Raw genomic sequence first — 25,673 nt, 5'->3', positions numbered from 1 at the left:
CTTTTTGAAAAATAGCCGGCTACCGATTGAATAGCCAATTCCAATGATTCGCGCCACCTCGACTCATCGTCGCGAATGCACAAAAGATGTGCCCTCAATTCAGTGACTACGAATCAGCCGCACAGTTCGAAAACATGAACGCTCTCAAGGCTGTCGTTTTTCATCCCTGGCCGAGAAATCAACGCCGCTTAAATCATTTTGTTCCACGTGGAACCAAATGCCTGAGCGGCACGCGCGAGGACAAACAAATTGCGTCCTTGGTTTATACACCGACTACTTTTAACCATTCGATCCCCTTTCAAATCCAAGGAGCAAATCCATGAGCATTTATGACGTCGTAATACTCGGCGGTGGTCCAGGCGGCTACAACGCGGCAATTCGTGCCGGTCAGCTGGGTTTGAAAGCGGCTTGCGTCGAAGGACGAGCGACACTAGGTGGAACCTGCCTTAACGTCGGCTGCATGCCTTCCAAGGCATTGCTGCACGCCTCCGAACTTTACGATGCGGCCATGGGAGCGGAGTTCGCCAACCTCGGGATCGAGGTCAAACCCAGCCTGAATCTGGCCCAGATGATGAAGCAGAAAGATGAGAGTGTTAGCGGGCTGACCAAGGGCATCGAGTTTCTTTTTCGCAAGAACAAGGTCGACTGGATCAAGGGCTGGGGCCACATAGACGGTCCGGGCAAAGTCACGGTGACAGACAATGCGGGTGGCAAATCTGAACTGAGCGCCAAGGACATCATCATCGCTACCGGGTCCGAGCCCACTCCCCTGCCCGGCGTGGACATCGATAACCAGCGCATCCTCGATTCCACCGGCGCCCTGTCGCTGGCCGAGGTACCTAAACATCTGGTGGTAATCGGAGCTGGCGTGATCGGGCTGGAGCTGGGCTCCGTGTGGCGACGTCTGGGTGCGCAGGTGACGGTCGTCGAGTTCCTCGACCGAATCTGTCCCGGGGTCGACGTCGAAGCCGGGAAGACTCTGCAGCGCTCACTGGGCAAGCAAGGCATCAGTTTCAAATTGAGCTCAAAAGTGACCAGCGCCACTGCATCCGCCAACAGTGTCCAGCTCAGCGTCGAACCCGCCGCGGGCGGTACTGCCGAATTGATTGAGGCCGATTACGTGCTGGTGGCCATCGGACGGCGACCGTATACACAGGGCCTGGGGCTGGAAAATGTCGGCCTCGCCACGGACAAACGCGGCATGCTCGCCAACAAGGGCCACCGCACCGAGGCGGCAGGCGTCTGGGTTATTGGCGATGTGACGTCAGGCCCCATGCTCGCGCACAAAGCCGAAGACGAGGCCATGGCCTGCGTCGAGCAGATCGTCGGCAAGGCCGGGGAGGTCAATTACGATCTGCTCCCCAGTGTGATCTACACCAAACCGGAACTGGCCAGCGTCGGCAAAACCGAAGAACAGCTCAAGGCTGAAGGTCGGGCGTACAAGGTCGGTAAATTTCCCTTCACCGCCAACAGCCGGGCCAAGATCAACCACGAGACCGAGGGCTTCGCCAAGGTCATCGCCGATGAACGCACCGACGAAATCCTCGGCGTGCACCTGGTCGGCCCAAGTGTCAGTGAGTTGATTGGCGAATATTGCGTGGCCATGGAGTTCAGCGCTTCGGCCGAAGACATTGCCCTGACTTGCCATCCACACCCGACGCGCTCCGAGGCGCTGCGCCAGGCGGCGATGAATGTGGAGGGGATGGCGACGCAGATGTAGCAAGGTCGAAAGCTCGCAGCTGCGGCAGCGCCTACTTAGATCGGTGAGAGCTGCTGCAAGCTGTGATCTTTTGTTTTTCAAGCAGGCAAATGCTCCAACGGCAAAGCCCCCGGGGTCTTCACCGTATGAATCGCAAAGTTGCTGCGGATATCGCTCACGCCGGGCAGCGTCAGCAACCGGCCAGTAAGAAAACGGTCATAGGCGCGCAGGTCCGGCACCACCACTTGCAGCAGAAAATCCGACTCCCCTGACACCAGGAACGCCGATATCACCTCGGGCAATGCCGTCACTGCCAGGCGAAAGGCCTCGGCCTGTTCATCGTTATGACGCTCGACCTTGACCCCGACAAACACGGTCAAACCCAACCCGACTTCATCCCGATCCAGGTTGGCCTGGTAACCGCGAATTACCCCAGCCTCTTCGAGCATCCGCACCCGGCGCAAACAGGGTGAGGCCGACAGGCCGATCTCGTCAGCCAGTTGCACATTGCTCAGGCGACCGTCCCGTTGTAGCGCGGCGAGAATCTTGCGGTCGTAGGCATCCAGTTTCATGGTTTGGCAGATCCTGATGGTTGAACCTTTCTTTAATGGCAGGTTATGCCAATCCAGTGCTCTTTAGAAGCTGACTACGCAACCACCTGCCCTGCCCTTCAGCCCTAGACTGGCCGTACCGAATCGACAACGAATGGGGTGCTACATGACAGGGCTCTGGCTGTTTTTCCCGGCACTGGCAGTGATTTACCTGCTGCCCGGGCCGGACATGATCTTGCTGTTGCAGACGGGGGCCCGCCAGGGCAAAGGTGCCGCGCTGGCCACGGCGGTAGGCCTGGCTGTCGCCCGGGCCTGTCACGTGGCGCTGGCGGCATGGGGACTTGCGGCGTTGTTCAAGACGGCGCCCTGGACGTTCGACGTTGTGCGCCTGGCAGGTGCTGCGTACCTGTTGTGGATCGGCATTCAGTGCCTGCGAACCACGATGTTGCCGAGCCTCGGCGGTGCTGACCCGAGCGGTGAAAAACCGCGCTGGAGAACAGCAATCCAGCGCGGCGTGCTGACCAACCTGCTCAATCCCAAGGCGTTGCTGTTCTGCTCGGTGCTGCTGCCGCAGTTCATCGATCCGCAAGCCGGGTCGGTGCTCGGACAATTTGCCATGCTGGGCTTGGTGCTGGTCGCTGTCGGCCTCATGTTCGACAGCGCCTACGCCCTGGTCGGCGCGGCGCTTGGCCGCTGGCTGCAACGCAGCCCCTCAGCCCAGCGCCTGCAGCAGTGGCTGTTCGGCAGCCTGTTGATCGGATTCGCGGTGCGGCTGACCTTCGTGCAACAGGCTTAAGCCCTACCGAGCCTTGCGGCGCCGATGACTGATCAACAACACCGCGGCAATGAGCCCGACGCCACCGAGCAGCAGCGGCGTCTTGTAGGGCCGCAACGCCGAACGCGCGGCGTCGGTCACTTGGGTCACGTAGCGCTTGTCGGCGTTCTCGAAGTCGGGATACGGGCATTGATGACCGAAGTTGGCCGCCCATTCCACGTATGGCCCTTCCTTGACGTAACGCTGGTACAGCGCTCTTTGGTCCGCAAGGCTGCTGTTCCAGCCCGACGCCTCGCACAGCACGGCGGCAAACGCCTGGCTGGTATGCGGCAGATTGTCCGCGGCTTGACTGGCCAGCGCCGTGGCCACAAAGCGATAGTGATAACGTTCCTCAGGCTGAGCGGCACTGGCCTGCTGGCGCTTCACCTCGTCTTCAGTCACTAGCGGGCCGACCTTGAGCTCAGTGCTTCCCAGGCTGAAATTACCACCCAACGTGGCGTAGTCCGGCGCCATTTCATAGCCGAGAATGTCCATCCCCCACTCCCGCGCCGTCCACGCAGCATTGAACAGCGCAGCAGCGCGCCGGGTCGGCCACCACGCCGAATCGGCAGTCTGACGCTGCTGGCCATACAGCCTGGCCTTGTTCTGCAAACCGGGGTTATCGAAATACGCCGGCGCCTGCTCGTAATGCCCTTCACGCAACAATCGCCGCCCAAGCAGATTTCGCAGGCTCGCAGCCACCGGCAAGGGCACGTAATTGTCGCGATCCTGCTGGCTGAGCACCGGTGGTGCCGGCACCTGAGTGTCGACGTACTGCTTGAGCTCTTCGAGGGTCAACACCCGTTCAGCGACGGTGGCCGCGTCGAACCAGTAGACGCCCTGGCTGCGATAGAGTTGATCGAAGGCTTGCAGGTAGTCTCCCCGTTGCAGGGCGAGAATTGCGCTTTCACCCTCGACCCGACATTTGGGCGCAAGCGCTTCGTAATCGAAGTCCGGAGTGCGTCGCTCACCCCACGCCTCACTCTGTGGGAAGGCCTGGGCCGCCTTGGCATATGCTGCGGCCGCAGCGCTTTTATCGCCTTCACGCACGGCCAGTTTTGCCCGCAGCCACCACGCCAGCCCGCCATCTCCGGCATGTTCGAGGAAAGCCTTGGCACTGGCGTAATCGCCCTGCTGATAATTCATCGCCGCCAGTCGATCGGCGTTTTCAAGGCTGCCGCGAGTGGTGTTCTGCAACGTCTTGACCAGTTTCTTCTGGTTTTCCGGTTCATCACCAAATGACCAGCCGAGTCGACTGATCAGCGACGCAGTCACCAACTGCTGCACCGGTTTACCCTTGAGCAGTTCGGCGAGTTGGTCCTCTGGCATCGCCGCCAGATCAGCCATCAACAGTTTCAGCGAACTGTAGCCCACTGCCGATCCGTGGAGATTTTGCGCGGCATAGAGCTCGATTGCCCGGTTCCAGTCGCCAGCTGTGCGCACCACCCGGGCTTCCTCACCAAGGCTGGCGACACCCAGTTCCAGCGGATCACTGAAGCCATCGATGCTTAGCTGTCGAGTTTGCTCGAAGGCCTTTCGAGCTTGAGTCAACAGGTCGGGGTCGGCACCCGCCTCTGAACTCAGGGCGAACAGCGCCCGCCCTAACGAGTACGCCGCCCAGGTGCTGCGCAGCGGGCGTTGATCCATCGGCAGCGCCAGTACTTTCTGAAAGTAGTCGGCAGCCAGCTCACGGTTACCGGCGTTGAACGCCACGGCACCGGCCAGATAGAACCTGTACTCGGCCGGCAGGTTCGAACCTTGCTCTACAACTTGATTGGCATCCGTCAGGCTGCGCAGTTGTTGCACCAGCGCTTGCTGCTCAGGCGTCAAGCCAGCCTGTTCGGCTGCACTGCGCTGATCGGCATAATCAGGCGTATCGCCGTAGCTGTAATCCGGATTATGGGTGGCGGCCGTGACGTTTTTCAGCCCCGCGATGGCCTGGCCGAAGTGACTGATCTCGAAAGCGAAGTTGCCTTCCGGCAGCTCTGCAAGCGACTGCCCACGGTTGTCCAGCAGACGCATGGGGAAGTCCGGACCGCAGGCCAGAGCCGACCCCAGCGGCAGGCTGAGGCTCAGGCACAGCAAATGACGCGGCCAATTACGGGTGAACATTCGAACCTCCTTGATCAATGTGTGCGCAGCGAGCCCAACCGATGGCGCGCTGCCCGCCGGCCGCAATTCGACCGTCGCGCAGGCGCGTGAAGGTAAGCATCTGCGGTTGCTGTTGCAATGTATAACCGGCCAATGCGTCGGCACCTTCGCAACCCTGCACCGCCAGCGTCAGGCGTTCGGGCCAGGCGCTGTCGAGGTTGCCCTCATTGTTGATGCTGATGTCGTAGAGCCCGTCCTGCGCCGAAAGCTTCAAGCCCAGACGACTGTCGAGGGTTTCACCGCGTGCGACAGCCGCCAAAGTCGTCAGGCTCCAGGCCCTGCGGTCAGTGACCAGTGGCAGGCGAAACCAGATCAACCCGGCCAGATGAGCAGGAGGATCAGCGCGCAACCGGGCGCCAAGTTCGCTCAGTTGCAGCGGGTCGGCCAACAACTCACGGCGTTTGCCAACCCTTTCGATAGGCACCTCGCTTTCCACGACGGGTGCGCCAGCGTCTCCCGGCAACAACGCCACGCCATAAGCCGGCAGGGCCAGATAAAACGGCTTCCTGGTGATGCGGCTCCAGGCCCAGGCCCATTGGCGCGCTTGATCCGCGTCGAACAATCCGCGCCGCGGATCGCTCACCGCATGCACCTGTAATACGCTACTGTCGACCGTCGCCAGCAACGCCGGCAATTCAGGGCTGTCGAGCCAGGCCGGCAAAGCGGTGATGCTCAGTGGCAAGGAGGCCGGCAATGCGGCGCGCAAATGCGCTAGAAATTCGCGGTAAACCGGTAGCCGGGCGCTGCCCGCATCGTGGTCGATTTCCACCCCGGAGAGCACCAGACCCTGCCCTTGCCAATCGCTAAGTACCTGCTGGATCTGCGCCGTGACCTCGTCCCGATCCAACTTCTTGAGCTGCCCGTCCAAACGAATCACTGCAATCAGCGGTCGGCCATCTCGCTTGAGCAACGTCGGATCGATTCGCGCCCGGCTCCAGCCGGCCTGGGAAAACGCCTGCAAGGCCAGCACACGCAAGGTAGAAAAATCGTCGCGGCTGTCGCGCAGCGCGGCGTCATGGGCTGGCGTCCATTGCCGTTGCCAGACATACAGTTGTTGATCGAGCGGCGGCGCGTCCTGACGCTCGCAACCGTTGAGCAACAGCACTGCCAGCAGAACGCTCAAGCGGGTAAAAAATGTCATGAATAACCTTGTTCCTGAAATGCAAAAAGGGCCTCTCAAGGCCCTTTGTCGCTCTGCTCGTTACCCTACGCATCCATTGGCTTGCGGGCAATGATCACCTGACTTTTTGCCACGACCGCGTCCAGCGCCTGTTTGATCTGGGCACCCCGGGGCGAGGACAAAACCGCCTGCCAGGTGTCGGCCCAATGGTTGAGCAACGGATGGTCGGCGTTGCTGAAATCGACCTTGGCTTCCCAGAACAACAGCATCCACATTGACCAATAGAACCCGTACTGGCTATGGCTGATGACTTCCAGGCCGGCGTCGCTGACCATCGCCTTGAATTGCTCTTCGCTGATGATGCGAATGTGGTTGGGCTTCTGGAAATACTGCGGCGCGGCGATATCTTTTTGCAGATCTTCAGAACTCGGGTGCGGAACGCTGAGCAAATACAATGCCCCGGGCTTGCCCACCCGCACCAGCTCGGCGAGGAACTGCGCCGGGTCGTCGACATGCTCGATGACTTCAGTAGACACCACCCGGGTGGCGGTGGCATCGGCAATCGGTAGCGGATTGCAGTCCGTGACGTGGCACTCGACGCCCCGCGCCGGCGTGTCGCTCAGGCGCTGGCGAGTAGCTTCAACCTTGGCGCCATCGATGTCGGCAATGATGATGCCGGCTCCGCGCATAGCGCAAAAGTGCACATTGCCGCCATCTCCGCAGCCGACATCCAGCAGCGTGTCATCAGCCGTCACCGGGAAGCCTTTGAATAACTCGCCGGTCTCCTGGTTGAACCAGCCACTGAGCATCGCATCGTGCAGACCAAGCATGTACGGATCGACCTTGTCGGCAACCGGCGCGACAGGCTGCGTCGGGGCCGGTGCAGGCGTCGCCGCCGTGAGTTTCTTCAAAAGGCTCAGCATGAGGTGGCTCCAGAGGATGGGACGGCGGTTCGTGACGTACCGAGGCGCTTGACCAGAGCGGTACCACGGTTGCGCATAGGCATTTCGATAAAGCGGTAATTCAGTTCACTGAGCACTACGATCAGGCCGAAAGCGATCAACAATGTGAGGACCGGATGCCCGGCAGGGCTCGGCATGCCAGCGCCCTGCAAGCGAAAGATCAGCTCACGCACCAGTTGATAGGCCGGAATGTGAATCAGGTAGATACCGTAGGAGCGGCTGCCAATCCAGGCCATCAACCGTTGCAATTGGCCGGCTGGCAACAGGTAATCGCGGTCATAGGAAGCTATCCATACCAGCAGCGCGCTGAGCACGGCGATTGCGCCGATGCGGTAACTGACAAAGGTGAAACGATCGGTGGCCATGTAGCTCAACAGCATGCCGACAACAATGAACGTCGACACGCCCGCCCATGGATGACGCAAAAAGGTCGGCTCCCAGCGCCGGTAGCCCGGCTGAGCGCTCCACATCGCCAGCAGCACACCGAGGGCCAGTGCATCGGTACGAACGACCATCAGCAAGGGTGTCCGCAGGGTGAACAGCTGCACGGCGACCAATGCCAACAAGGCCCACACCAGATGTTTGCGGCACAGCAGAATCAACAGCGGAAACAGCAGATAAAACTGCTCTTCCAGCGACAGGCTCCAGTACACAAAACTGCTGCCGTATTCGTAATGAAAGAAGCTGTCGGCGAAGCGGAAATTGGCGTACTGAAACACCCCTGCCAGGGTGGCTTGCAGGTTGGCGTACAGTGAACCGAACGCCCCCGAGCGGTTGAGGAACACACACGCCAGCAGCATCAACGCCAGCCACAACCAGGCCGATGGCAACAGGCGAAACGCTCGTCGCAACCAGAAATTACGCGTCTGTTCCCAGTACTCCTGGCGCGCGCTGCAACCTTGCAGCGCGGGTATCAGGCTGCGAGCGATGACGAATCCGGAGATCGCAAAAAACAGGTCGACGCCCCACCATGGCTGCGCCCATGCATGGATTTTTTCCAGCGCTGGCACGGAGTCGGTGAACAGCGATCCCTGCAAATGATGGAACAGGACACCCAGCACCGCGATAGCGCGCAGTACTTCAATGTCCATGATCCGTTTAGCGTTCATGACGGCCCTCCGCATTCAGTGGCTTGCGGGCAATGATCACCTGGCTCTTGGGCATGAAGCGGTCGAGCGTCTGCTTGATGGCCAGTCCGTCTGGACGAGCCAGCAGGTCTTGCCAGGTTCGCGCCCAGCTTTCCATCAGCGGTGGGTACGGTGCCTGAATCCGGTCGCGTACTGCGCCGCCCGGATCACGCCCGGCGGCGCGCTCACTGGCCCAGAAAAAGATCATGCCCATCACCCAGAAGAATCCACTGGCCTGACGATGCTCGATCACCAGACCCGCGTCCTCCACCAGGGCGGCAAAACGCTCCGGGGTGAAAATCTGTACATGGTTGGGCGTCTGGTAATAACTGGCCGGGGCGATGCCTTGCTGCAAGTGCTCACCGACGGGTGCCGGCACACTGAGCAGATACTGCGCGCCGGGGCGGCCCATGCGCACCAGTTCGGCCATGAATGGCTCGGGCTGGTCGATGTGCTCCAATACTTCCATGCACACCACCTTGCTCGCGCAACCATCGGCCAGTGGCAATGGCAGGCTGTTGCTGACCAGGCCCAGATTCGGCTTGCTGCTTAGCGCTTCAATTTGCCGGGCGAGGTCGCGCACCTTGTCCTCTTCACTGTCGGTGAAAATCACCGATGCACCCTGGCGCACCGCAAACAAAGACGCCACACCCTCGCCACAACCAACATCAAGCAAGGTGTCATCAGCAGTTATTGCAAAGCCCTTGAGCAGTTCGCCGCTGTCATTGAGAAACCAGCCGTCAAGGACAGCGTCATGCAAGCCAACATCCCGCGGCGACAGACAATCGAGCGGAGCTGGCGCAGGCGCAGGCAGTGGTGCCGGGCGAAATCGTGCAAGCAGACGGCGGATCATGCGTCAGAGGCTTCCACGGAGGGTGCCCGGAGCTGTTGCAATCGCTGTTCGAAAAATGTCCGCAGTCGCGCTTCGGTGCCGGCCTGGCTGCAGAAACGCTCCAGACTGCTGACCGCATGAGCCGACATGCTGGCGTAGCGTTCGACATCGGTTTTCGCCACGTCATAGCTGGCGCGATAGGCCGCACACAAGGAATCCCAATCCGTCACGTAACGCAGCGTGCGATAGGCCGCCCGGGGATCGTGGGGCCAGGACGTCAGCTCATCAGTGGAGTCGACGATGAAGGCATTATCGTTATCGACGTAATCGGCCATCGCTGTATTGAGGGGCGCGATCGCCGGCTTGCCGCAAGACATGAACTCCATCAGCGGCATGCACTGCCCTTCGCCGTAAGAGCTGTTAACCACGTAACTGGTGGCCTGGACCAGCCTCTCGTAATCAACGTCTGCCAGATAGCCGTGGATCAGCACGATCCGGCACTGGTACGACTGATTTTTGTAGACGTGATGCAGCATGTCGTTCAACGCGTTGGCGATGTCATGGTGAGTGAGTTTTAGCACCAGAGTCGCATCGGGGGTGTCGCGGAAAACCGTGCAGAACGCGCTGATCATGTCCTGCCAGTTCTTGCGCCCGTCGTAAGGATTGAACACCGAGGTGTAGACCACGCCCTCAAGCTGCAACTGACAATCCTGCGGCGGCCCGGCAAAGGAGATCGGGGTTCCTTCGCGCAACGCTGGCGGACCATAGGGGCGCAAATCCGTTGTACGGCTGTCTATCAACAGGCCACGCAGGTTAAGCCGCACCGGATCCACCACCGGACGCTTGGTCAGGTGCTCGCCCCGTGCGGCAAAGCGATCCCACACCGGCGCCGCGATGGCGCAGATCGGATAATCGGCGCCCATCACATCGCGCACGGCATTTACCGTGAAGGTCGAATGGGTTATCGCGCGCCCGGATGCACCCAGCACCATGCGCCAGTCATGGCGGGGTTCGCCCTGCCAGCTTTCAGTGGGGATGGTGCTGAACTCCCAGGCGAACACCGGGATGGTCGGGCACGCGTAGTGAACCGGCGTGCGATGGGGCGGCGAGAACGACAGAAAGACGCAGTCTTCGCCACGGCTCAAGCAATCGAAATACAGGTGATCGACCAGCTCCTCAGGGTTGCTGACTTCGATGACCTGACCCAGTCGCTCCAGCACCGGGCGGAACTCCTTGAGGACAAAGTAGTAGCTGTACTCGGGCTTTCCCAGGTTCTGCTGGACGTTGCTCTTGTTGGTTTCCGAATGAATGATGATCAGCATGATGCAATCCCGGCCTCGGCGGCCAACGGCTTGGTTTCGCTGCCCGGCACCTGCCCGAGGAATTGCGCCAGACGCTGCTGAACTGGGGCAAAACTGCAGTATTCGCGCATGCGTTCATTGGCGGCCGCGGCCATCGCCTGGTAGGCCTCGGGATGGTTTTTGGCCATGGCGTAACTGTCCTCATAGGCGGCTTTGAGCGAGCCCCAGTCCGGCCGATGGCGCAGGGTACGATAGAGAATGCGCGCGTCTTCCGGCCAGATCGTCGGCTCATGGCTGGACTTGACGATGAATGCGACCCGCTCATCAATATAGTCACGCATCGCCGTGTGGTTCGGCGCAATCACCGGCCGGGCGCAAGACATGAACTCCATCAACGGCAGACACAGGCCTTCGCAGCGCGACGCGTTGACGTAGAAACTCGCCGCGCCATAAAGCCTGGCGAACTCCTCGTCCTGCAGGTAGCCGTGCATGATCACGACACGACAGGCGAATGGCGAAAGTTGCGAGAGCAAGGTGATCAGCTCGACGTAATAGGTCGACAAGTCGTTCTGGGTCATCTTCAGCACCAGCGTGGCGTCTTGCGCGTCGCGCAGGGCCCAGCAGAACGCGGTGATCAGATGGTGCCAGTTCTTGCGGCCATCGTCGGGGTTGAACACGCTCACGTACACCACGCCGCTGACGTTGATTTCGACGCGTTGACTGGTATCGGGAAGGATGGCTTGCGGGTGCTCGACCGGCTCCGGCGCTTCGTTGCCGGTTGTCACCACTGGCAACGCTTCAGGCTGCGGTAATGGCGCGGGTTCAGCCAGTCGTGCAAGCGAGCGAAACCGGACCAGGAGCGCATGAACGGGATCCGGCACCAGGTCGCGCACAGCTTCGCGATACCACAGCCACAAGTAATGTTTGCTGATGACGGCACGCCGCCGCAGGGTCAGCGGTGGCGGCGCCAGGACTTGCGGTTCGGGTTCAGGCGTTGGCTCAGGTTGCGGTTCTTCAACACTCTCGGCACCGCTTTGCAGTTCCGGCTCGTCGAGTAGCGGCGCGATCAAACCATCGGCTGACAACCCCAGGGCATGGCTGTCGATGATGCAGCCTTTGATCTGCAACGTGGTGCCCTGGTTCACCGGATTACTCGGGTACACTTGACGCACATCGGCGAAGCGTTCCCACAACGGCGTGGGTAACACCAATACCGGGAAGTCTTCACCCAGGGTTCGGTGGATGGCTTGAGCCGTGTGGCTGGACAAGGTAATCACCCGACCATGGCGCGCCAGGGTCTGGCTCCAGTCATGCCGCGTATCGTTGTTCCAGTGCTCGGCCGGGATCGAGTCAAACTCCCAGGCAACCACACATACCATCGGGCATTGCAGGTCGGTCGGGGTTTTGTGCGGCGGCGAGAACGAAAGAAAAAGGCATTGCTCACCGGCCTGTTGCAGTTGCCGATACAGCGGGTCGACTTCTGCGACCGACGACACCACATGCACCCGCCCCAGGCTTTCGAGCACAGGGCGATAAGCCTTCAAGACGAAGAAATAACTGTATTCAGGACGACCGAGGCTCTGGCTGATGGAGCTGTCATTGACGTCTGAGTAAAGAATGAAATTCATGGCATCCCACGATGAAACCGCCGTCCCGGCAGCCCCACTCTATGACAGCAAAGCGCAAGATCGAGTCGAAATTCTCCGGCCCTCGTCCAGCGTCTTCTTGCTCGTCTACGTTCTTGTTTTAGTGGCCAGTTTCGCAAGGTTCAAAAACAATCGGCCGAACCCTGAGTAATCGTGACGAGGGGCATTCTAAACACATCCATCGAGGATCCGGGAACCGCCCTGCCAGAATAAATCAGCTAACGCTGACGAGAACTGATCAGTCACGGAAGGACTTGTTGAAATTGCCGCGAAGTTGGCACAAATTGACGCCTAAATAATTACAACAAACCATTTCGCCTGTCTTTCGACCCAGGAATCCAACCGGTCTGTCAGACATATCCCCAAAGCCTGCGGGAAATGGACGAAATAAATGACCAAGGGGCTGCTGTTTGAAAAAACGTCTGTTCGTTACGGGTCTGAGCGGATTCGTAGGTCAGCACATCCAATCCCGTCTGAGGGTTGATGCCTCGGGTTGGGAGCTTCTGCCTGTGGCTGAGCGCTACGACCTGAGTCAGCCGCAAAGCCTCGACGGCCTGTGGCCGGAGTTACCCGACGCGGTCATTCACCTGGCAGGGCAGACTTTCGTCCCCGAAGCGTTCCGCGATCCGGCAAACACCTTCAATATCAATTTGCTCGGCACTCTGAATCTGCTTCAGGCCCTCAAGGCTCGCGGCTTCAACGGTACCTTTTTGTATGTCAGCTCCGGCGATGTCTACGGCCAGGTCAGCGAATCCGAATTACCGATTACCGAACTCCAGCCACCCTGCCCGCGCAACCCGTACGCCGTGAGCAAACTGTCGGCGGAATTCCTCAGCCTGCAATGGGGGTTGAGCGAAGGCTGGTCAGTGCTGGTCGCACGCCCTTTCAACCACATCGGCGCCGGGCAGAAAGACAGCTTCGTCATTGCCAGCGCCGCGCGGCAGATCTGCCGAATCAAACAAGGCCTGCAAGCCCCGCAACTGGAAGTCGGTGATATCGACGTCACGCGGGACTTCCTCGATGTGGGTGACGTGGTATCGGCCTACCTGGCGCTGCTGGAAAAGGGCGCGCCGGGGCAGGTCTACAACATTTGCTCGGGGCGCGAGCAAAGCATCCGCAGTCTGATCGAACAGATGGGGGACCTCGCCCAGGTCGACGTGCAATTGGTTCAGGATCCTGCGCGTCTTCGCCACGCGGATCAGCGACGCGTTTGCGGTAGCCATACCAAGCTTGCCCAGGCCACAGGATGGACGCCTGGAATCACAACACAACAATCCCTGCGGGCGATCCTGTCCGACTGGGAGAAGCGAGTAAATGAAGAATGACAAAAAGTGCACTGATCACAGGGATCACCGGGCAGGACGGCGCCTATCTGGCCAAACTGCTGCTCGACAAGGGTTATAAAGTTCACGGCCTGGTTGCGCGGCGCAGCAGTGATTCGCGCTGGCGCCTGCGCGAGATGGGGGTCGAGGGCGACATCGTTTACCTGGACGGCGACATGGCCGATGCCTGCTCAGTGCAGCGCGCGGTGATCAAGTCAGCCCCGGACGAAGTTTATAACCTGGCAGCGCAAAGCTTCGTCGCCGCCTCCTGGGATCAACCGGTAACCACCGGCATCGTCGACGGCCTGGGGGTCACCCACCTGCTTGAAGCCATTCGCCAGTTCAGCCCGCACACGCGTTTCTATCAAGCGTCCACCAGTGAAATGTTTGGCCTGATCCAGGCCGAGCAGCAGGACGAGAACACCCCTTTCTACCCGCGCAGCCCGTACGGCGTGGCCAAGCTTTATGGCCACTGGATCACCGTGAACTACCGCGAGAGTTTCAACCTGCACGCCAGCAGCGGCATCCTGTTCAACCACGAATCACCGCTGCGCGGCATCGAGTTCGTGACCCGCAAAGTCACCGACGCCGCCGCGCGCATCAAGCAGGGCAAACAGCAGGAGTTGCGTCTGGGCAACATCGACGCCAAACGTGACTGGGGTTTTGCCGGCGACTATGTCGAAGCCATGTGGCTGATGTTGCAACAGGACAAGGCAGATGACTTCGTCGTCGCCACCGGCGTGACCACCACCGTGCGCGAAATGTGCCGCATCGCCTTCGACCACGTCGGCCTGAACTACCGCGATTTCGTCAAGATCGACCCGGCGTTCTTCCGCCCGGCCGAGGTCGAAGTGCTGCTCGGCAATCCTGCCAAAGCCCAGCGCGTACTCGGCTGGAAACCAAAAACCGACCTGGATACCTTGATCCGCATGATGATGGATGCGGACATGAAGCGCGTCGCCAAGGAGTAGGCCATGCTGATTCCCGTGATTCTCTCCGGCGGTGCCGGTACGCGTTTGTGGCCTGTGTCCCGTGAAGGCCACCCAAAGCCATTCATGATGTTGCCCGACGGCGAGTCGCTGCTGGGCAAGACTTATCGGCGTGCAGCCGGTTTGCTCGATGGTCGTGGCGATATCGTCACGGTCACGAACCGCGACTATTACTTCCAGAGCAAGGATCACTACCAGGGCGCACACCTGGCCCGGCATCGCGGACATTTTCTGCTCGAGCCGACCGGCCGCAACACCGCCCCGGCCATCGCAGCCGCAGCGCTGTCACTGCAAGCGCTGCACGGCGATGAAGCGATCATGGTGGTCATGCCGGCCGACCATTTGATCCTCGATGAAGCCGCATTGAAGAAAGCGGTCGAGCACGCCGTGGCATTGGCCAGGGATGGATTCCTGGTGACGTTCGGCGTCGTACCGACCGCCCCGGAAACCGGCTTCGGCTACATCGAGGCCGGTGCAGCTCTGGACGGCAAAGGTGCGGCCAGAGTGCAGCGCTTCGTCGAAAAGCCCGACCTGCAAACCGCAACCCACTACCTGGAAAGCGGTAACTTCCTGTGGAATTCCGGGATGTTCTGCTTCTCGGTGGCGGCCCTGCTGGCCGAGCTGCAGATCCACGCTCCCGACCTGCTGGCGCAGACGCAAGCCTGCATGGCAGCAAGCGTTCCCGTAGAGACCAGCGGCTGCCTGCAACAGGAGTTGTCGCCAGCACTGTTCGCTGAAATCACCGACATATCCATCGACTACGCCTTGATGGAGCGCTCGGACAAAGTGGTCGTGGTGCCCGCCGGTTTCGACTGGAGCGATATCGGCTCCTGGAATGCAGTTGCGGCACTGGTGCCGGCCGATGCGCAGAACAACCGCAGCAGCGGCGATGCGACTTTTATCGACAGCCACAACAACTTCGTCCAGAGCGAGGACCGGTTAGTGGCCACGGTGGGTGTGGATAACCTGATCATCATCGACACCGCCGACGCGGTGCTGGTGGCCCACGCCGAGCGCGCCCAGGACGTGCGCCGGGTAGCCAAGCAACTCAAGGACAAACAACACGAAGCCTATCGGCTGCACCGCACCGTCAGCCGGCCATGGGGCACTTACACCGTGCTCGAGGAAGGCCCGCGCTTCAAGATCAAGCGCATCGTGGTCAAGCCTGGCGCCAAGTTGTCGTTGCAAATGCACCACCACCGCAATGAACACTGGGTGGTTGTCGAAGGCATGGCCAAGGTCACCAACAACGGCACCGGTACCCATCTGGTGGCGAAAAACGAGTCGACCTTCATTGCCGCCGGTCACAAGCATCGCCTGGAAAATCCGGGCGTGATTGATCTGGTGATCATCGAAGTGCAGAGCGGCGAATACCTGGGAGAGGACGATATCGTCCGCTTCGAAGACCAATATGGCAGGACGGTTTGAATGCTGCTTAATCTGTACCGCTCGCTGTGGAGTTACCGCGGATTCATCCTCGGCAGCGTCAAGCGAGAGTTTCAAGCGCGCTATCGCAATTCGCTGTTCGGTGCCCTGTGGACCGTACTCAACCCACTGTCGATGATCGTCGTGTACACGGTGATTTTCTCCCAGATCATGCGCGCCCGCTTGCCGGGCGTGGAGGACGGCCTGGCGTACAGCGTTTACCTGTGCGCCGGGCTGCTGACCTGGGGCCTGTTCGCGGAAATCACCACACGCAGCCAGAGCATGTTTCTGGAGAATGCCAACCTGCTGAAGAAAATCAGCTTCCCGCGCATCTGCTTGCCGGTGATCGCCCTGCTCAATGCCGGCATCAACTTCGCAATCATCATGGGGCTGTTTTTCGGCTTTCTGTTGATCAGCGGACGGTTGCCCGGCATGGCATTGCTGGCGCTGATACCACTGCTGATCCTGCAAGTGATGTTCGCCGCCGGCCTGGGGATGATCCTCGGCGTTCTCAACGTGTTCTTTCGGGATGTCGGCCAGCTTTTTGGCATCTGCCTGCAGTTCTGGTTCTGGCTGACGCCAATCGTCTATCCCGTCTCAATCCTGCCGTCGGGCATCCAGGAGCTGATCAGGCTCAACCCGATGACGGCCCTGATGAACAGCTACCAGAACGTCTTTCTCTATAACCAATGGCCGGACTGGAACTCACTGATCCCGTTGATGGTGATCGGGCTGTTGTTCTGCGTAATGGCGCTGCGGCTTTTCCGTCAGCGTGTAGGTGAAATGGTGGACGAGCTCTGATGGGACTTATACGCGTCAGTGGCCTGGGCAAGGCTTACAAACAGTACCCGAATCGCTGGAGCCGGCTGGTCGAATGGATGGTGCCGTTTGCCGGCACCCATCATCACCTTCACTGGATCCTGCAAGGCGTCGATTTCGAGATCAAACCCGGTGAAGCCGTCGGTATCGTCGGCGTCAATGGTGCGGGCAAAAGCACCTTGCTGAAGATGATCACCGGCACCACCCAACCGACCTGTGGCCAGATTCAACTGGAAGGTCGGGTGGCTGCATTGCTGGAGTTGGGCATGGGCTTTCACCCGGACTTTACCGGGCGCCAGAACGTGTTCATGGCCGGCCAGTTGCTGGGCATGCAGATTGAAGAGATCGAAGCGTTGATGCCGGAAATCGAAAGCTTCGCCGAAATCGGCGACGCCATCGACCAACCGGTGCGCACCTATTCCAGCGGCATGCAGATGCGCCTGGCGTTCAGTGTCGCCACCGCGCGGCGCCCGGATATCCTGATAGTCGACGAAGCGCTGTCGGTGGGCGACGCCTACTTTCAGCACAAAAGTTTCGACCGCATCCGCAATTTCCGCAAGGCCGGTACGACCCTGCTGATCGTCTCCCATGACCGCTCGGCGATCCAGTCGATCTGCGACACGGCCATTCTCCTGGAAAACGGGCGCATGGCCATGCATGGCAAACCCGAAGAGGTCATGGATTACTACAACGCCATGCTCGCCCAGCGCGAAGGCCAGACCGTGCGCCAGGAGATGCTCGCCAACGGCCAGGTACAGACCATTTCCGGCACCGGTGAGGCCGGGATTCTCAGCGTGCGCCTGCTCGACGCACAGGGGCGCTCTGTCGAAGTGGCAGAGGTTGGCCAGCCGATGGTGCTGGAAGTACAGACCGAGGTTCGGGAGGACATCGAACGACTGATTCTGGGCTTCATGATCAAGGATCGGCTGGGCCAGGCGATTTATGGCATCAACACCCATCGCCTGGACAAACCCGTCACCGACCTGAGTGCCGGTGAGCGCGTCACCTTCCGCTTTGCCTTCGACATGCGCCTGGGCAAGGGCAACTATTCGGTCGCCTTGAGCCTGTCGCGCCTGGATTCGCACCTGGATCGCAACTTCGAATGGCGCGATTACGGCCTGGTCTTCCATGTGATCAACAATCGCCAGGAAGACTTCGTCGGCTGCTCGTGGCTGCAGGCGCAGACAACGATCACCCGCTCCAGTGAAAGCGTTGTGCAAACGGAGGTGTCGCAATGACCCGATTATTGGTGGAGTGCACTTACGTCTTCGAGCATCCGGAGGCTAACTCGGGCATTCAACGCGTGGTCCGCAACGTTATTCAACAACTGCCGGCGGCCAGTGCAAAACGCGAATGCATTCCGGTGGTGATGATCAATGGCGGCCTCTATCAGGTGAACAGCCTGGCCCCGTTGAAGACACCGAAAGTCGATCTGATGAGCCTGCGCGTGAAGCTGGAACAATGGGCCAACACATTCTGGCTGCGCCACCGCGCGCTGGAACGGCGCCGCCCCTTCAGCCAGTCGCATTTCGCCCGGCGGGTGCTGTATGTCGGCTGCCGCCTTGGCGCATTCGCCTGCTTCAGCCTGCCGATGCGCCTGCTCAACAAAGTCCTCAAGGGCAAGCCAATTCCCGAACGATGCGTGCCGTTGCAGCATCGGGCCGGTGATCAATTGGTGCTGCTCGACTCGTCGTGGCACGCCAATTTTTTCCCCTTGGCCGAGCAACTCAAGCGTGACGGGGTCGGCATCGTTTCGGTCATCTACGACCTGATTCCGCTGACCCATCCGCAGTTTTGCGACGCCGGGCTGGTCAAGGTATTCAACGACTGGTTCGACTGGATCGCCCGTACCGCCGACGGTTATGTGGCAATCTCCACCACCATCCGCGATCAGGTGCGCGAGGAAATGCTGCGCCGGATAGGAACGCAGCGAGTCCAGCAACGCTGGTTCGACTATTTCCATCTCGGTTCCGAACTGGACTTGAGCGATGCCCGCTCCGAAGTCGATCGGGGCCTCTTGCAAATGTTCAAGACGCCGGAGCCAGTGTTCCTGATGGTCAGCACCATCGAACCACGGAAAAACCACGGCTACCTGCTCGATGCCTTCGAGCGTGCCTGGGCAGCCGGGTCCAAAGCCAGGTTGTGCATTGCCGGGAAGATTGGCTGGAAGTGTGATGCGTTGATCGAACGAATCCGTCAACATCCCGAGCTGAACCGACGCTTGTTCATGTTCAACACGCTTTCGGACAAGAGCCTGGAGCACGCCTATTCCCACGCCACATCGCTGGTGTTCCCGTCCCATGTCGAAGGCTTCGGCCTACCGCTGGTAGAGGCCATGCAGCGCGGCCTGCCAGCGATGGGCAGCGATATTCCAGTGTTCCGGGAAATCGGTGGCGACTACATGGCGTACTTCGATCTGGCGGATCCGCAGAGCCTGACCAAACTGGTAATGGACATGGAAGGGTCCGGTAAATTTCCGGCACCGCTTGCCCTCGAGCAATGGCGTTGGTTGAGCTGGCGCGAGGCGAGTGCGCAATTCGTACAACGGATCGAGCGCAACCTGAACAGCCCGCAGCCGGTCCCTGAGAGTCAACATGCGAATTGCCCTTAACGCCCGGATCCTCCAGGCCCCGCGCACCGGTATCGGCCATTACGTCGCCGAACTGGTCGGTGCGCTCGCCTGTGAACCGGATGTTGAGCTGTCACTGTTCCATGGTTGGGGCTGGAGCTCTGCGCTGCCGGAAGCGGCCATGCCAGGCTATTCCCGACTGACACCGCTGCTGCGGCAGATTCCAGGGGCTTATCAGGCGCGGCGCTGGCTGGAGCAAAAACGCTTTGATAAAGGTCACACGCAGCCGATTGACCTCTACCACGAACCGAGCTTGTGGCCGCTGTCGTTCGACGGCCCGACCGTCATCACCTTGCATGACCTGACCCACCTGCACTACCCCGAAACACAGCCGGCGGCGCGCTTGCGAGAAATAGAACGGCGATTGGCCGATGGTGTGCAGCGGGCGAAGCTGATCCTGGTCGACTCGCAGTTCATTGCCGACGAGGCCCAGCTCCATTTCGGCTTGCCGGCTGAACGCTTCGTCGTGGCGCCATTGGGCGTGGCATCGCGCTTCCATCCTCGTGCGCCCGAATCCATCGATACAGTCCTCAAGGCCCATGGCGTCGATGCAGGTGAGTACTTCCTTTGCGTCGGCACCCTCGAGCCGCGCAAGAACCTGACACTGGCCCTGCGTGCCCACGCAAGGTTGCCGCACGCCATACGCCAGCGTTACCCGCTGTTGATCGTCGGCATGGCTGGCTGGCAGCGTGAGCAATTCAGCGAAGAGCTGCACCAGGCATTGGCCAGCGGCCATGTATGCCTGCTGGGTTATCTGCCCGACGAGCACGTCGCGCAGTTGTTGGCAGGCGCTCGGGCACTGATTTTTCCGTCGCTCTACGAAGGCTTCGGCCTACCCGTGCTGGAGGCCATGGCCTGCGGTACGCCAGTGGTTCTGGCCCGGCGTTCGGCAATGCCCGAAGTCGCGGGAGCTGCCGGCAACTATATCGAACCTGACGATCCAGACGGTTTGCGTGATGCAATGCGCCGTCTGATCCACGATCAGGCGCACTGGCAGGAATGCTCGGACGCCGGATTACAACAAGCAAGGATGTTTTCCTGGGAGCGTTGCGCGCAGGTCACCGCCCGCGCCTACCGCCAGGCTATGGGAGGTTGAATGCGAGTACTTCATTTTTTCAAGACGTACCTGCCTGACTCGGTCGGCGGCATCGAGCAAGTGATCTTCCAGTTATGTGAAAGCGGTGCCCAGCACGGCGTTGATGGCCAGGTCCTGACCCTCAGTGCCGATCCGACACCGGCCGTGGTGCAGCTTGGTCAACACGAAGTCCATAGGGCCAAACTCGACATTCAGTTCGCTTCTACAGGCTTTTCCTACAGCGTCTTCAAGAAGTTTCGCGAATTGGCCGCCGAAGCGGACGTGGTCAATTACCACTTCCCGTGGCCATTCATGGACCTGGTGCATTTTTTCAATGGCTTGAACAAACCGAGCGTAGTGACCTATCACTCAGACATCATCCGCCAGAAACACCTGCTCAAGCTCTATCGGCCACTGATGAACCGCTTTCTCGCCAGCGCTGACCGAATTGTCGTCGCGTCCCCCAACTACCTGCACACCAGTGATGTATTGCAGCAGTTTCACGACAAGACCCGAGTCATCCCCTATGGCCTGAACAAAGCCGGTTATCCACAGCCCGCCAGTGACCGTATGGCGCATTGGCGGCAAAAGCTTGGGGATAAGTTTTTTCTGTTCGTTGGTGTGATGCGCTATTACAAGGGCCTGCACATCCTGCTCGACGCCTTGAAAGATGTGGATTACCCGGTAGTGATCGTCGGCGCCGGGCCACTGGAAACCGAACTGCACGCTCAGGCTGCGGCGTTGGGGCTGCGCAATATTCACTTCCTGGGGCGCTTGGGTGACGAGGACAAGGTGGCATTGCTGCAACTGAGCTATGCCATTGTTTTCCCATCGCACTTGCGCTCCGAAGCGTTCGGCATCTCGCTTCTTGAAGGCGCGATGTACGGCAAACCGATGATCTCCAGTGAAATCGGCACGGGCACCAGCTTCATCAACATCCACAACGAAACCGGGCTGGTGGTGCCGCCGAGTCATCCACAGGCTTTCCGTGAAGCGATGCGCACGCTGTGGGAAAACCCGACGCGCGCAGCCGAAATGGGCATCAAGGCACAAGCCCGATATCGCCAATTGTTCACAGCCGACGAAATGGGCCGCAAGTGGACGAAGCTGTACGAAGAACTGCTGGAAGAAAAATCCCTCTCTTACGCCTGACTGCTTTTGTCGGAGCGAGCCTGCTCGCTCCTGACGCAATTTAGTTTTCCAGCCTACAGGTCCAACACCAGCGGCTGCGAACCCTCGGCCGGCACAGCACAGCAAATCAGCACATCTCCAAGCTCGGGGACCTCAGCAGGCGGTTGTGGATAATTCACCGTTCCGCTGATCAGCCGCGTCTTGCAGGTGCCGCACGAGCCACCGCGACAACTGAACTCCGGGTGCAGGCCACGGCTTTCCGCCAACTCCAGCAAACTGCCGCCACCCGGTTGCCAACGCGCCTCTTTGGCCGAGCGCTGGAACACCACGGGCACCGAAACGGTGGCGGCCGGAATTTGCTCGATAAGCACAGCGTCCGAATCCGGCTTGCGACGTAGCGTGGAGGGGCCAAAAGTTTCGGCATGAATCCTTGAGTCGCGGATGTCCAGATCACGCAGGTTGTCGTACAGCCCCTGAGTAAAACTTCCCGGGCCACAGAGGACAAAATCCACCTGATCGTAATCCTCCACTTCGAGCATGTTCTTGAGCAGGTCAGTGTTGATGCGCCCTGTCAGGTCGAAGTCTTCACCCTCGCGGGCGTCGGACTCCGGTTGACTGAGCAAACGCATCACGCGCACAGAGTCACCGATTCCATCAAGCAATCGGTCCAGCTCGGGACGAAAGGGTTGATCCGCCAAGGTCCGCGAACTCTGGAAAAACCAGGTAGGACGGATACGCCGTGTGCGCAGACCTTGATAAACAACCTCACGGAGCATCGACAGCAGCGGCGTGATGCCGACCCCGGCGGCCAACAGCACCAGTGGTCGATGTTCATGAGGCGCCACAGTGAAATGCCCCTGCGGGGCCCGCGCTTGCAATACGTCACCGACGCGAATCTGTTCATGCAGATGCGTGGATACCCGCCCGTCACGCTTGACGCTGATGCGGAAAAAATCATCCGACGGCGCGCTCGACAGACTGTAGGTGCGGATATGCACCTCGCCTGCGATATTGAACCGCAACGGCAGATGTTGCCCCGCCTGAAACAGCGGCAACCCGGCGTCATCTGCAGGTTCAAGATAAATCGAACGGATGTTGTGGCTTTCCGCTTCGATCCGCACCACGCGCAACGGCCGCCACTGATCGCCCAACGCCTTGGCCTGCAATCTTGCTTTGGTTTGCGCCCAGGTGCCGGTGAGCAGGCTAGTGGGTGACACGCCGTCAAAGCGCCAGCGTAAAGCCAGCGCCGCAGGACGACGCACAACCTGTTCCACGTGGAACATCCACAGTCGCTCAGCTCCTTGAAACGCCTCGACCTGTGATCCTTCCAGGATGATTTCGGTGCGGCCGCTGAGGTGTAGCAGATCGCCCGAGTCGAAATCGATGAACAAAAGGCCCGCCTTGGGATTGAGCAACAGATTGCCCAAGGTATTGAAATGCAGGTTGCCGGCGAAGTCCGGGATGGTCAGACGATTGCCTTCTACCAGTACGAAACCGGCCTGGCCGCCGCGATGGGAAACGTCGACCGAACGCTCGCCATCGACATCCACATAGCTGGCGACAAAGAAGGTGTCTGCCTCGGCGATCATGCTTTTGGCCACGTCATCCAACCCGGTGAAATGTTGCGCGATACGCGTAGAGGGGTCAGCCAGCGGCACAGAATGAAACTGCCGCAACTGAATGTATTGCGGACAATTGCCAAAGGACTGATCGACTGTCACGCCGAAGCCAGCCGCGGTCATGGCCTTGATATGCCCATTGATGCGGTTGCGCCGCCGGGTGTGTAGCTCGATGCCCAGCAGGCCAATCGCCGCACCATCGGTCAGTAGCGCAGGGTCGTCGGCCCCCGGCACGCTGTTGAATTGCAACAGGCCAGGCTCGGGCGAACAGGCGAAACCAGGTTGCCCTTCAAGAATGCTGGCCCAGGGATGCCCTTGCGCATCCACCGCCCCGTACAACATGAAGGGCAGTTGCTCATAGAATTTACGATGCTGATCCGGCATCTCGCTGCGAATCACCTTACGACCGAAGGCTTCCATTCGTTCGGCCACACCCACGTGCGCCTGCAGCTGTTTCTCACCGGCATGCCAAGGTGAACGGTCCATTGGGGTTGCTCCCCCGCGCCATCGGCGCAGTATGAGGGTGGCCCGCACAGGTCGGGCCACCAGCATCAGGCAGTTTTCTGCAGACCGGCGACAGTGCGCGGCATGCCGACAAAACCGGGCAAGGCTTCAATGCGAGCCAACCAAGTACGAATGCTGGGGTAATCATCCAGGGACACATTGCCTTCGGGGGCGTGGGCGATGTAGCTGTAGGCAGCGACATCGGCAATAGTCGGTGTGGTGCCGGCCAGATAGGCCGAATCGGCCAGTTCGTGTTCGAACACTTTAAGTACGGTGTGGGCGTAAGCAATAACTTCTTCAGCGTTGTACGGGGCACCGAACACAGTGATCAAACGCGCTCGCGCCGGGCCGAATGCAATCGGGCCAGCTGCTGCCGACAGCCAGCGCTGTACGTTGGCAGCGCCCACTGGATCGCTCGGTAGCCAACGACCCTCGCCATATTTTTGCGCCAGATAAACCAGGATCGCGTTGGAGTCGGCCAGCACCACGCCCTGATCGTCAATCACCGGCACCTGACCAAACGCGTTGAGCGCCAGGAACGGCGGCTGTTTATGCTCACCCTTGGCCAGGTCAACGAGGATCAACTCGGTGGGTAATTTCAGCAGCGACAGCATCAGTTCGACGCGATGGGCATGACCGGAGCGTGGGAAGTTATAGAGTTTGATCGCTTGCATGGTCGACTCCTTGGGTGGTGCGCTGCTCAAGGCGAGTTCAGCGTCCTGGGTCGTATGTTCTACCTGCAACCAAAACAAAAGAATAACCAGTAAGTGCAATCATTTATTTCACCTGGCGAAATTATATCGCCCTCAATGCCGGGTGTGCCCTGAGGGCTTTCACAGCAAAATCGACGAAACTGCGCACTCGCGCCGGGGCTTGGCGTCCACCTTGATAGAGCACATGGATGGGCATGGGCGGCAGTTCGAAATCGGCCAGGAGAATTTCCAGCTCGCCGGCAGCAACCTTGCTGGCAACCTGATAAGACAAGACACGAGTGAACCCCAACCCCAAGCAAGCTGCGGCAATGGCTGCCTGATTGGCAGTCACCACAAGGCGCGGCTCCGTGCGCACACTCAGGGATTCGCCCTCATCGATAAATGGCCAACTCCGCAGTTGACCTGAAGCAGTAGTCGCAATGATCGGCGCCTGAGCCAACGCTTGTGGATGTTCCGGTCGACCATGGCTCGCCAGAAAACCTGGCGATGCGCAGACCACTCGCCGCACCTCCCCCACCCGTATCGCATGCTGGTTGCTATCGGGCAGTGCACCGATACGTATAGCCACATCGACACCTTCCTCGACGACGTTGACTATCCGATCTACCAGCAAAGCGTTGATATGGACCTCGGGGAACTGTGTCAGATAACTCACCATCAACGGCGTGACGAACAGCTCCCCAAACAGGACCGGCGCGGTGATCGTCAGCTGCCCACGTGGATGGATGTGGCTGCCCGCCGCAGAGTCTTCAGCTTCCTGCACCTCGGCGAGAATTCTGCGGCAGTCTTCCAGATAACGCTGACCGGCTTCGCTTAAATGCACGCTGCGCGTCGTGCGTGTGAGCAGCAACGTTCCAATGCGCTTTTCCAGAGCTGCTACCGCCCGGGTAACGCTGGCCGCCGATAGACCCAAGCGTCGCGCCGCCGCGGAAAAGCCCTGTTCCTGGGCAACGGCGGCGAAGACCTGCATTTCCTGAAAGCGGTCCATGGCGTGTCCTTTTTTCAGAATCCAAAACAACCGGAGCGACAATCAAGCCTGTCACAAACAACGATATTCGAAAACCGAAGGCTGATTATTACAAAAAGTCAGTCCCTTTCCTGACAGATCCTTTCTTCAAAAAAGCAGGAAGCCATCACAGGCTTTAGATTTCCTTCTGCTTAATCAGGCAGAAAACGAGACTGCTCCTATACTACAAACCAGTCTACGACCTGTTGAACTTTCTGTAAGTGCGACTTTTCAAGTT

At 59.7% G+C, this 25,673-nt stretch carries 21 protein-coding genes; 10 read left to right on the top strand and 11 right to left on the bottom strand.

What is annotated here, in order from left to right:
* The first annotated feature begins 319 nt into the window (after positions 1 to 319).
* Positions 320 to 1,720, top strand: coding sequence for a dihydrolipoyl dehydrogenase (gene lpdA, locus KW839_RS04025; protein ID WP_218423487.1), 1,401 nt, complete (start codon positions 320 to 322; stop codon positions 1,718 to 1,720).
* 77 nt (positions 1,721 to 1,797) lie between these two features.
* Here the strand turns inward: lpdA and KW839_RS04020 are convergent, their stop codons facing one another.
* Positions 1,798 to 2,271, bottom strand: a complete 474-nt coding sequence (locus KW839_RS04020) for an Lrp/AsnC family transcriptional regulator (protein ID WP_060540245.1) — start codon at positions 2,269 to 2,271, stop codon at positions 1,798 to 1,800.
* 145 nt (positions 2,272 to 2,416) lie between these two features.
* Here KW839_RS04020 and KW839_RS04015 point away from each other — a divergent pair, with 145 nt between their 5' ends.
* Positions 2,417 to 3,046: a LysE family translocator gene (locus tag KW839_RS04015; protein WP_218423486.1), complete on the top strand. Its 630-nt coding sequence runs from the start codon at positions 2,417 to 2,419 to the stop codon at positions 3,044 to 3,046.
* A gap of 3 nt (positions 3,047 to 3,049) precedes the next feature.
* Here KW839_RS04015 and KW839_RS04010 read toward each other — a convergent pair whose 3' ends face one another.
* The 7 genes from KW839_RS04010 to KW839_RS03980 all read right to left on the bottom strand — a co-directional run bounded on the left by KW839_RS04010 (position 3,050) and on the right by KW839_RS03980 (position 12,185).
* Positions 3,050 to 5,176 carry a hypothetical protein gene (locus KW839_RS04010; protein WP_218423485.1) on the bottom strand — a complete coding sequence of 709 codons (2,127 nt, stop codon included), beginning with the start codon at positions 5,174 to 5,176 and terminating at the stop codon, positions 3,050 to 3,052.
* On the bottom strand, positions 5,163 to 6,356 hold the full coding sequence (locus tag KW839_RS04005; RefSeq protein WP_218423484.1) for a DUF3142 domain-containing protein: 1,194 nt from the start codon (positions 6,354 to 6,356) through the stop codon (positions 5,163 to 5,165). The genes KW839_RS04010 and KW839_RS04005 overlap by 14 nt, the downstream gene beginning before the upstream one ends.
* 65 nt (positions 6,357 to 6,421) lie before the next feature.
* Positions 6,422 to 7,258 (bottom strand): class I SAM-dependent methyltransferase, encoded by an 837-nt coding sequence (locus tag KW839_RS04000; RefSeq protein ID WP_218423483.1) that lies wholly within the window; start codon positions 7,256 to 7,258, stop codon positions 6,422 to 6,424.
* A complete protein-coding gene (locus KW839_RS03995) occupies positions 7,252 to 8,406 on the bottom strand; it encodes an acyltransferase (protein ID WP_218423482.1) in 1,155 nt (384 codons plus the stop codon). Before KW839_RS03995 ends, KW839_RS04000 begins: the two co-directional genes overlap by 7 nt.
* Positions 8,396 to 9,277: a bifunctional 2-polyprenyl-6-hydroxyphenol methylase/3-demethylubiquinol 3-O-methyltransferase UbiG gene (locus tag KW839_RS03990; protein ID WP_218423481.1), complete on the bottom strand. Its 882-nt coding sequence runs from the start codon at positions 9,275 to 9,277 to the stop codon at positions 8,396 to 8,398. Before KW839_RS03990 ends, KW839_RS03995 begins: the two co-directional genes overlap by 11 nt.
* On the bottom strand, positions 9,274 to 10,578 hold the full coding sequence (locus KW839_RS03985; RefSeq protein ID WP_218423480.1) for a glycosyltransferase: 1,305 nt from the start codon (positions 10,576 to 10,578) through the stop codon (positions 9,274 to 9,276). The genes KW839_RS03990 and KW839_RS03985 overlap by 4 nt, the downstream gene beginning before the upstream one ends.
* Positions 10,572 to 12,185 carry a glycosyltransferase gene (locus KW839_RS03980; RefSeq protein ID WP_218423479.1) on the bottom strand — a complete coding sequence of 538 codons (1,614 nt, stop codon included), beginning with the start codon at positions 12,183 to 12,185 and terminating at the stop codon, positions 10,572 to 10,574. The genes KW839_RS03985 and KW839_RS03980 overlap by 7 nt, the downstream gene beginning before the upstream one ends.
* Before the next feature lie 428 nt (positions 12,186 to 12,613).
* Here KW839_RS03980 and KW839_RS03975 point away from each other — a divergent pair, with 428 nt between their 5' ends.
* The 8 genes from KW839_RS03975 to KW839_RS03940 are packed head-to-tail and all read left to right on the top strand — an operon-like array spanning position 12,614 to position 21,614.
* Positions 12,614 to 13,528 carry a GDP-mannose 4,6-dehydratase gene (locus tag KW839_RS03975; protein WP_218423478.1) on the top strand — a complete coding sequence of 305 codons (915 nt, stop codon included), beginning with the start codon at positions 12,614 to 12,616 and terminating at the stop codon, positions 13,526 to 13,528.
* Positions 13,525 to 14,496 (top strand): GDP-mannose 4,6-dehydratase, encoded by a 972-nt coding sequence (gmd, locus tag KW839_RS03970; protein WP_060540254.1) that lies wholly within the window; start codon positions 13,525 to 13,527, stop codon positions 14,494 to 14,496. The genes KW839_RS03975 and gmd overlap by 4 nt, the downstream gene beginning before the upstream one ends.
* Before the next feature lie 3 nt (positions 14,497 to 14,499).
* Positions 14,500 to 15,942 (top strand): mannose-1-phosphate guanylyltransferase/mannose-6-phosphate isomerase, encoded by a 1,443-nt coding sequence (locus KW839_RS03965; protein WP_218423477.1) that lies wholly within the window; start codon positions 14,500 to 14,502, stop codon positions 15,940 to 15,942.
* Complete coding sequence (locus tag KW839_RS03960; protein ID WP_060540256.1) at positions 15,943 to 16,740, top strand: ABC transporter permease; 798 nt, start codon at positions 15,943 to 15,945, stop codon at positions 16,738 to 16,740.
* Positions 16,740 to 17,996 carry an ABC transporter ATP-binding protein gene (locus tag KW839_RS03955; protein ID WP_218423476.1) on the top strand — a complete coding sequence of 419 codons (1,257 nt, stop codon included), beginning with the start codon at positions 16,740 to 16,742 and terminating at the stop codon, positions 17,994 to 17,996. The genes KW839_RS03960 and KW839_RS03955 overlap by 1 nt, the downstream gene beginning before the upstream one ends.
* The gene (locus KW839_RS03950; RefSeq protein ID WP_218423475.1) at positions 17,993 to 19,369 is read left to right on the top strand and encodes a glycosyltransferase family 1 protein; all 1,377 of its coding nucleotides are present in this window, start codon (positions 17,993 to 17,995) and stop codon (positions 19,367 to 19,369) included. The genes KW839_RS03955 and KW839_RS03950 overlap by 4 nt, the downstream gene beginning before the upstream one ends.
* Positions 19,353 to 20,483 carry a glycosyltransferase family 1 protein gene (locus KW839_RS03945; protein WP_218423474.1) on the top strand — a complete coding sequence of 377 codons (1,131 nt, stop codon included), beginning with the start codon at positions 19,353 to 19,355 and terminating at the stop codon, positions 20,481 to 20,483. Before KW839_RS03950 ends, KW839_RS03945 begins: the two co-directional genes overlap by 17 nt.
* Positions 20,484 to 21,614 (top strand): glycosyltransferase family 4 protein, encoded by a 1,131-nt coding sequence (locus tag KW839_RS03940; protein ID WP_218423473.1) that lies wholly within the window; start codon positions 20,484 to 20,486, stop codon positions 21,612 to 21,614.
* 53 nt (positions 21,615 to 21,667) lie between these two features.
* Here the strand turns inward: KW839_RS03940 and KW839_RS03935 are convergent, their stop codons facing one another.
* The 3 genes from KW839_RS03935 to KW839_RS03925 all read right to left on the bottom strand — a co-directional run bounded on the left by KW839_RS03935 (position 21,668) and on the right by KW839_RS03925 (position 25,417).
* A complete protein-coding gene (locus KW839_RS03935; protein ID WP_218423472.1) occupies positions 21,668 to 23,698 on the bottom strand; it encodes a pyridoxamine 5'-phosphate oxidase family protein in 2,031 nt (676 codons plus the stop codon).
* Between the two features lie 65 nt (positions 23,699 to 23,763).
* Positions 23,764 to 24,390 carry a glutathione S-transferase family protein gene (locus KW839_RS03930; protein WP_218423471.1) on the bottom strand — a complete coding sequence of 209 codons (627 nt, stop codon included), beginning with the start codon at positions 24,388 to 24,390 and terminating at the stop codon, positions 23,764 to 23,766.
* Positions 24,391 to 24,511: 121 nt separating this feature from the next.
* Complete coding sequence (locus KW839_RS03925) at positions 24,512 to 25,417, bottom strand: LysR family transcriptional regulator (RefSeq protein ID WP_218423470.1); 906 nt, start codon at positions 25,415 to 25,417, stop codon at positions 24,512 to 24,514.
* Positions 25,418 to 25,673 lie beyond the last annotated feature (256 nt).

The organism is Pseudomonas sp. PDM31 (genome assembly GCF_019218965.1).
Taxonomy (GTDB): Bacteria; Pseudomonadota; Gammaproteobacteria; order Pseudomonadales; family Pseudomonadaceae; genus Aquipseudomonas.
The sequence above is the reverse complement of the archived record's forward strand: the minus strand, read 5'-3'. Positions and strand labels throughout refer to the sequence as shown.

Coding starts and splice junctions, on each gene's coding strand:
- KW839_RS03935 (WP_218423472.1), bottom strand. CDS start 23,698: ATGGACCGTTCACCTTGGCATGCCGGTGAGAAACAGCTGCAGGCGCAC.
- KW839_RS03930 (WP_218423471.1), bottom strand. CDS start 24,390: ATGCAAGCGATCAAACTCTATAACTTCCCACGCTCCGGTCATGCCCAT.
- KW839_RS03980 (WP_218423479.1), bottom strand. CDS start 12,185: ATGAATTTCATTCTTTACTCAGACGTCAATGACAGCTCCATCAGCCAG.
- KW839_RS03990 (WP_218423481.1), bottom strand. CDS start 9,277: ATGATCCGCCGTCTGCTTGCACGATTTCGCCCGGCACCACTGCCTGCG.
- KW839_RS03945 (WP_218423474.1), top strand. CDS start 19,353: ATGCGAATTGCCCTTAACGCCCGGATCCTCCAGGCCCCGCGCACCGGT.
- KW839_RS04000 (WP_218423483.1), bottom strand. CDS start 7,258: ATGCTGAGCCTTTTGAAGAAACTCACGGCGGCGACGCCTGCACCGGCC.
- KW839_RS04015 (WP_218423486.1), top strand. CDS start 2,417: ATGACAGGGCTCTGGCTGTTTTTCCCGGCACTGGCAGTGATTTACCTG.
- KW839_RS04020 (WP_060540245.1), bottom strand. CDS start 2,271: ATGAAACTGGATGCCTACGACCGCAAGATTCTCGCCGCGCTACAACGG.
- KW839_RS04010 (WP_218423485.1), bottom strand. CDS start 5,176: ATGTTCACCCGTAATTGGCCGCGTCATTTGCTGTGCCTGAGCCTCAGC.
- lpdA (WP_218423487.1), top strand. CDS start 320: ATGAGCATTTATGACGTCGTAATACTCGGCGGTGGTCCAGGCGGCTAC.
- KW839_RS03950 (WP_218423475.1), top strand. CDS start 17,993: ATGACCCGATTATTGGTGGAGTGCACTTACGTCTTCGAGCATCCGGAG.
- KW839_RS03995 (WP_218423482.1), bottom strand. CDS start 8,406: ATGAACGCTAAACGGATCATGGACATTGAAGTACTGCGCGCTATCGCG.
- KW839_RS03985 (WP_218423480.1), bottom strand. CDS start 10,578: ATGCTGATCATCATTCATTCGGAAACCAACAAGAGCAACGTCCAGCAG.
- KW839_RS03940 (WP_218423473.1), top strand. CDS start 20,484: ATGCGAGTACTTCATTTTTTCAAGACGTACCTGCCTGACTCGGTCGGC.
- KW839_RS04005 (WP_218423484.1), bottom strand. CDS start 6,356: ATGACATTTTTTACCCGCTTGAGCGTTCTGCTGGCAGTGCTGTTGCTC.
- KW839_RS03960 (WP_060540256.1), top strand. CDS start 15,943: ATGCTGCTTAATCTGTACCGCTCGCTGTGGAGTTACCGCGGATTCATC.
- KW839_RS03955 (WP_218423476.1), top strand. CDS start 16,740: ATGGGACTTATACGCGTCAGTGGCCTGGGCAAGGCTTACAAACAGTAC.
- KW839_RS03965 (WP_218423477.1), top strand. CDS start 14,500: ATGCTGATTCCCGTGATTCTCTCCGGCGGTGCCGGTACGCGTTTGTGG.
- KW839_RS03925 (WP_218423470.1), bottom strand. CDS start 25,417: ATGGACCGCTTTCAGGAAATGCAGGTCTTCGCCGCCGTTGCCCAGGAA.
- gmd (WP_060540254.1), top strand. CDS start 13,525: ATGACAAAAAGTGCACTGATCACAGGGATCACCGGGCAGGACGGCGCC.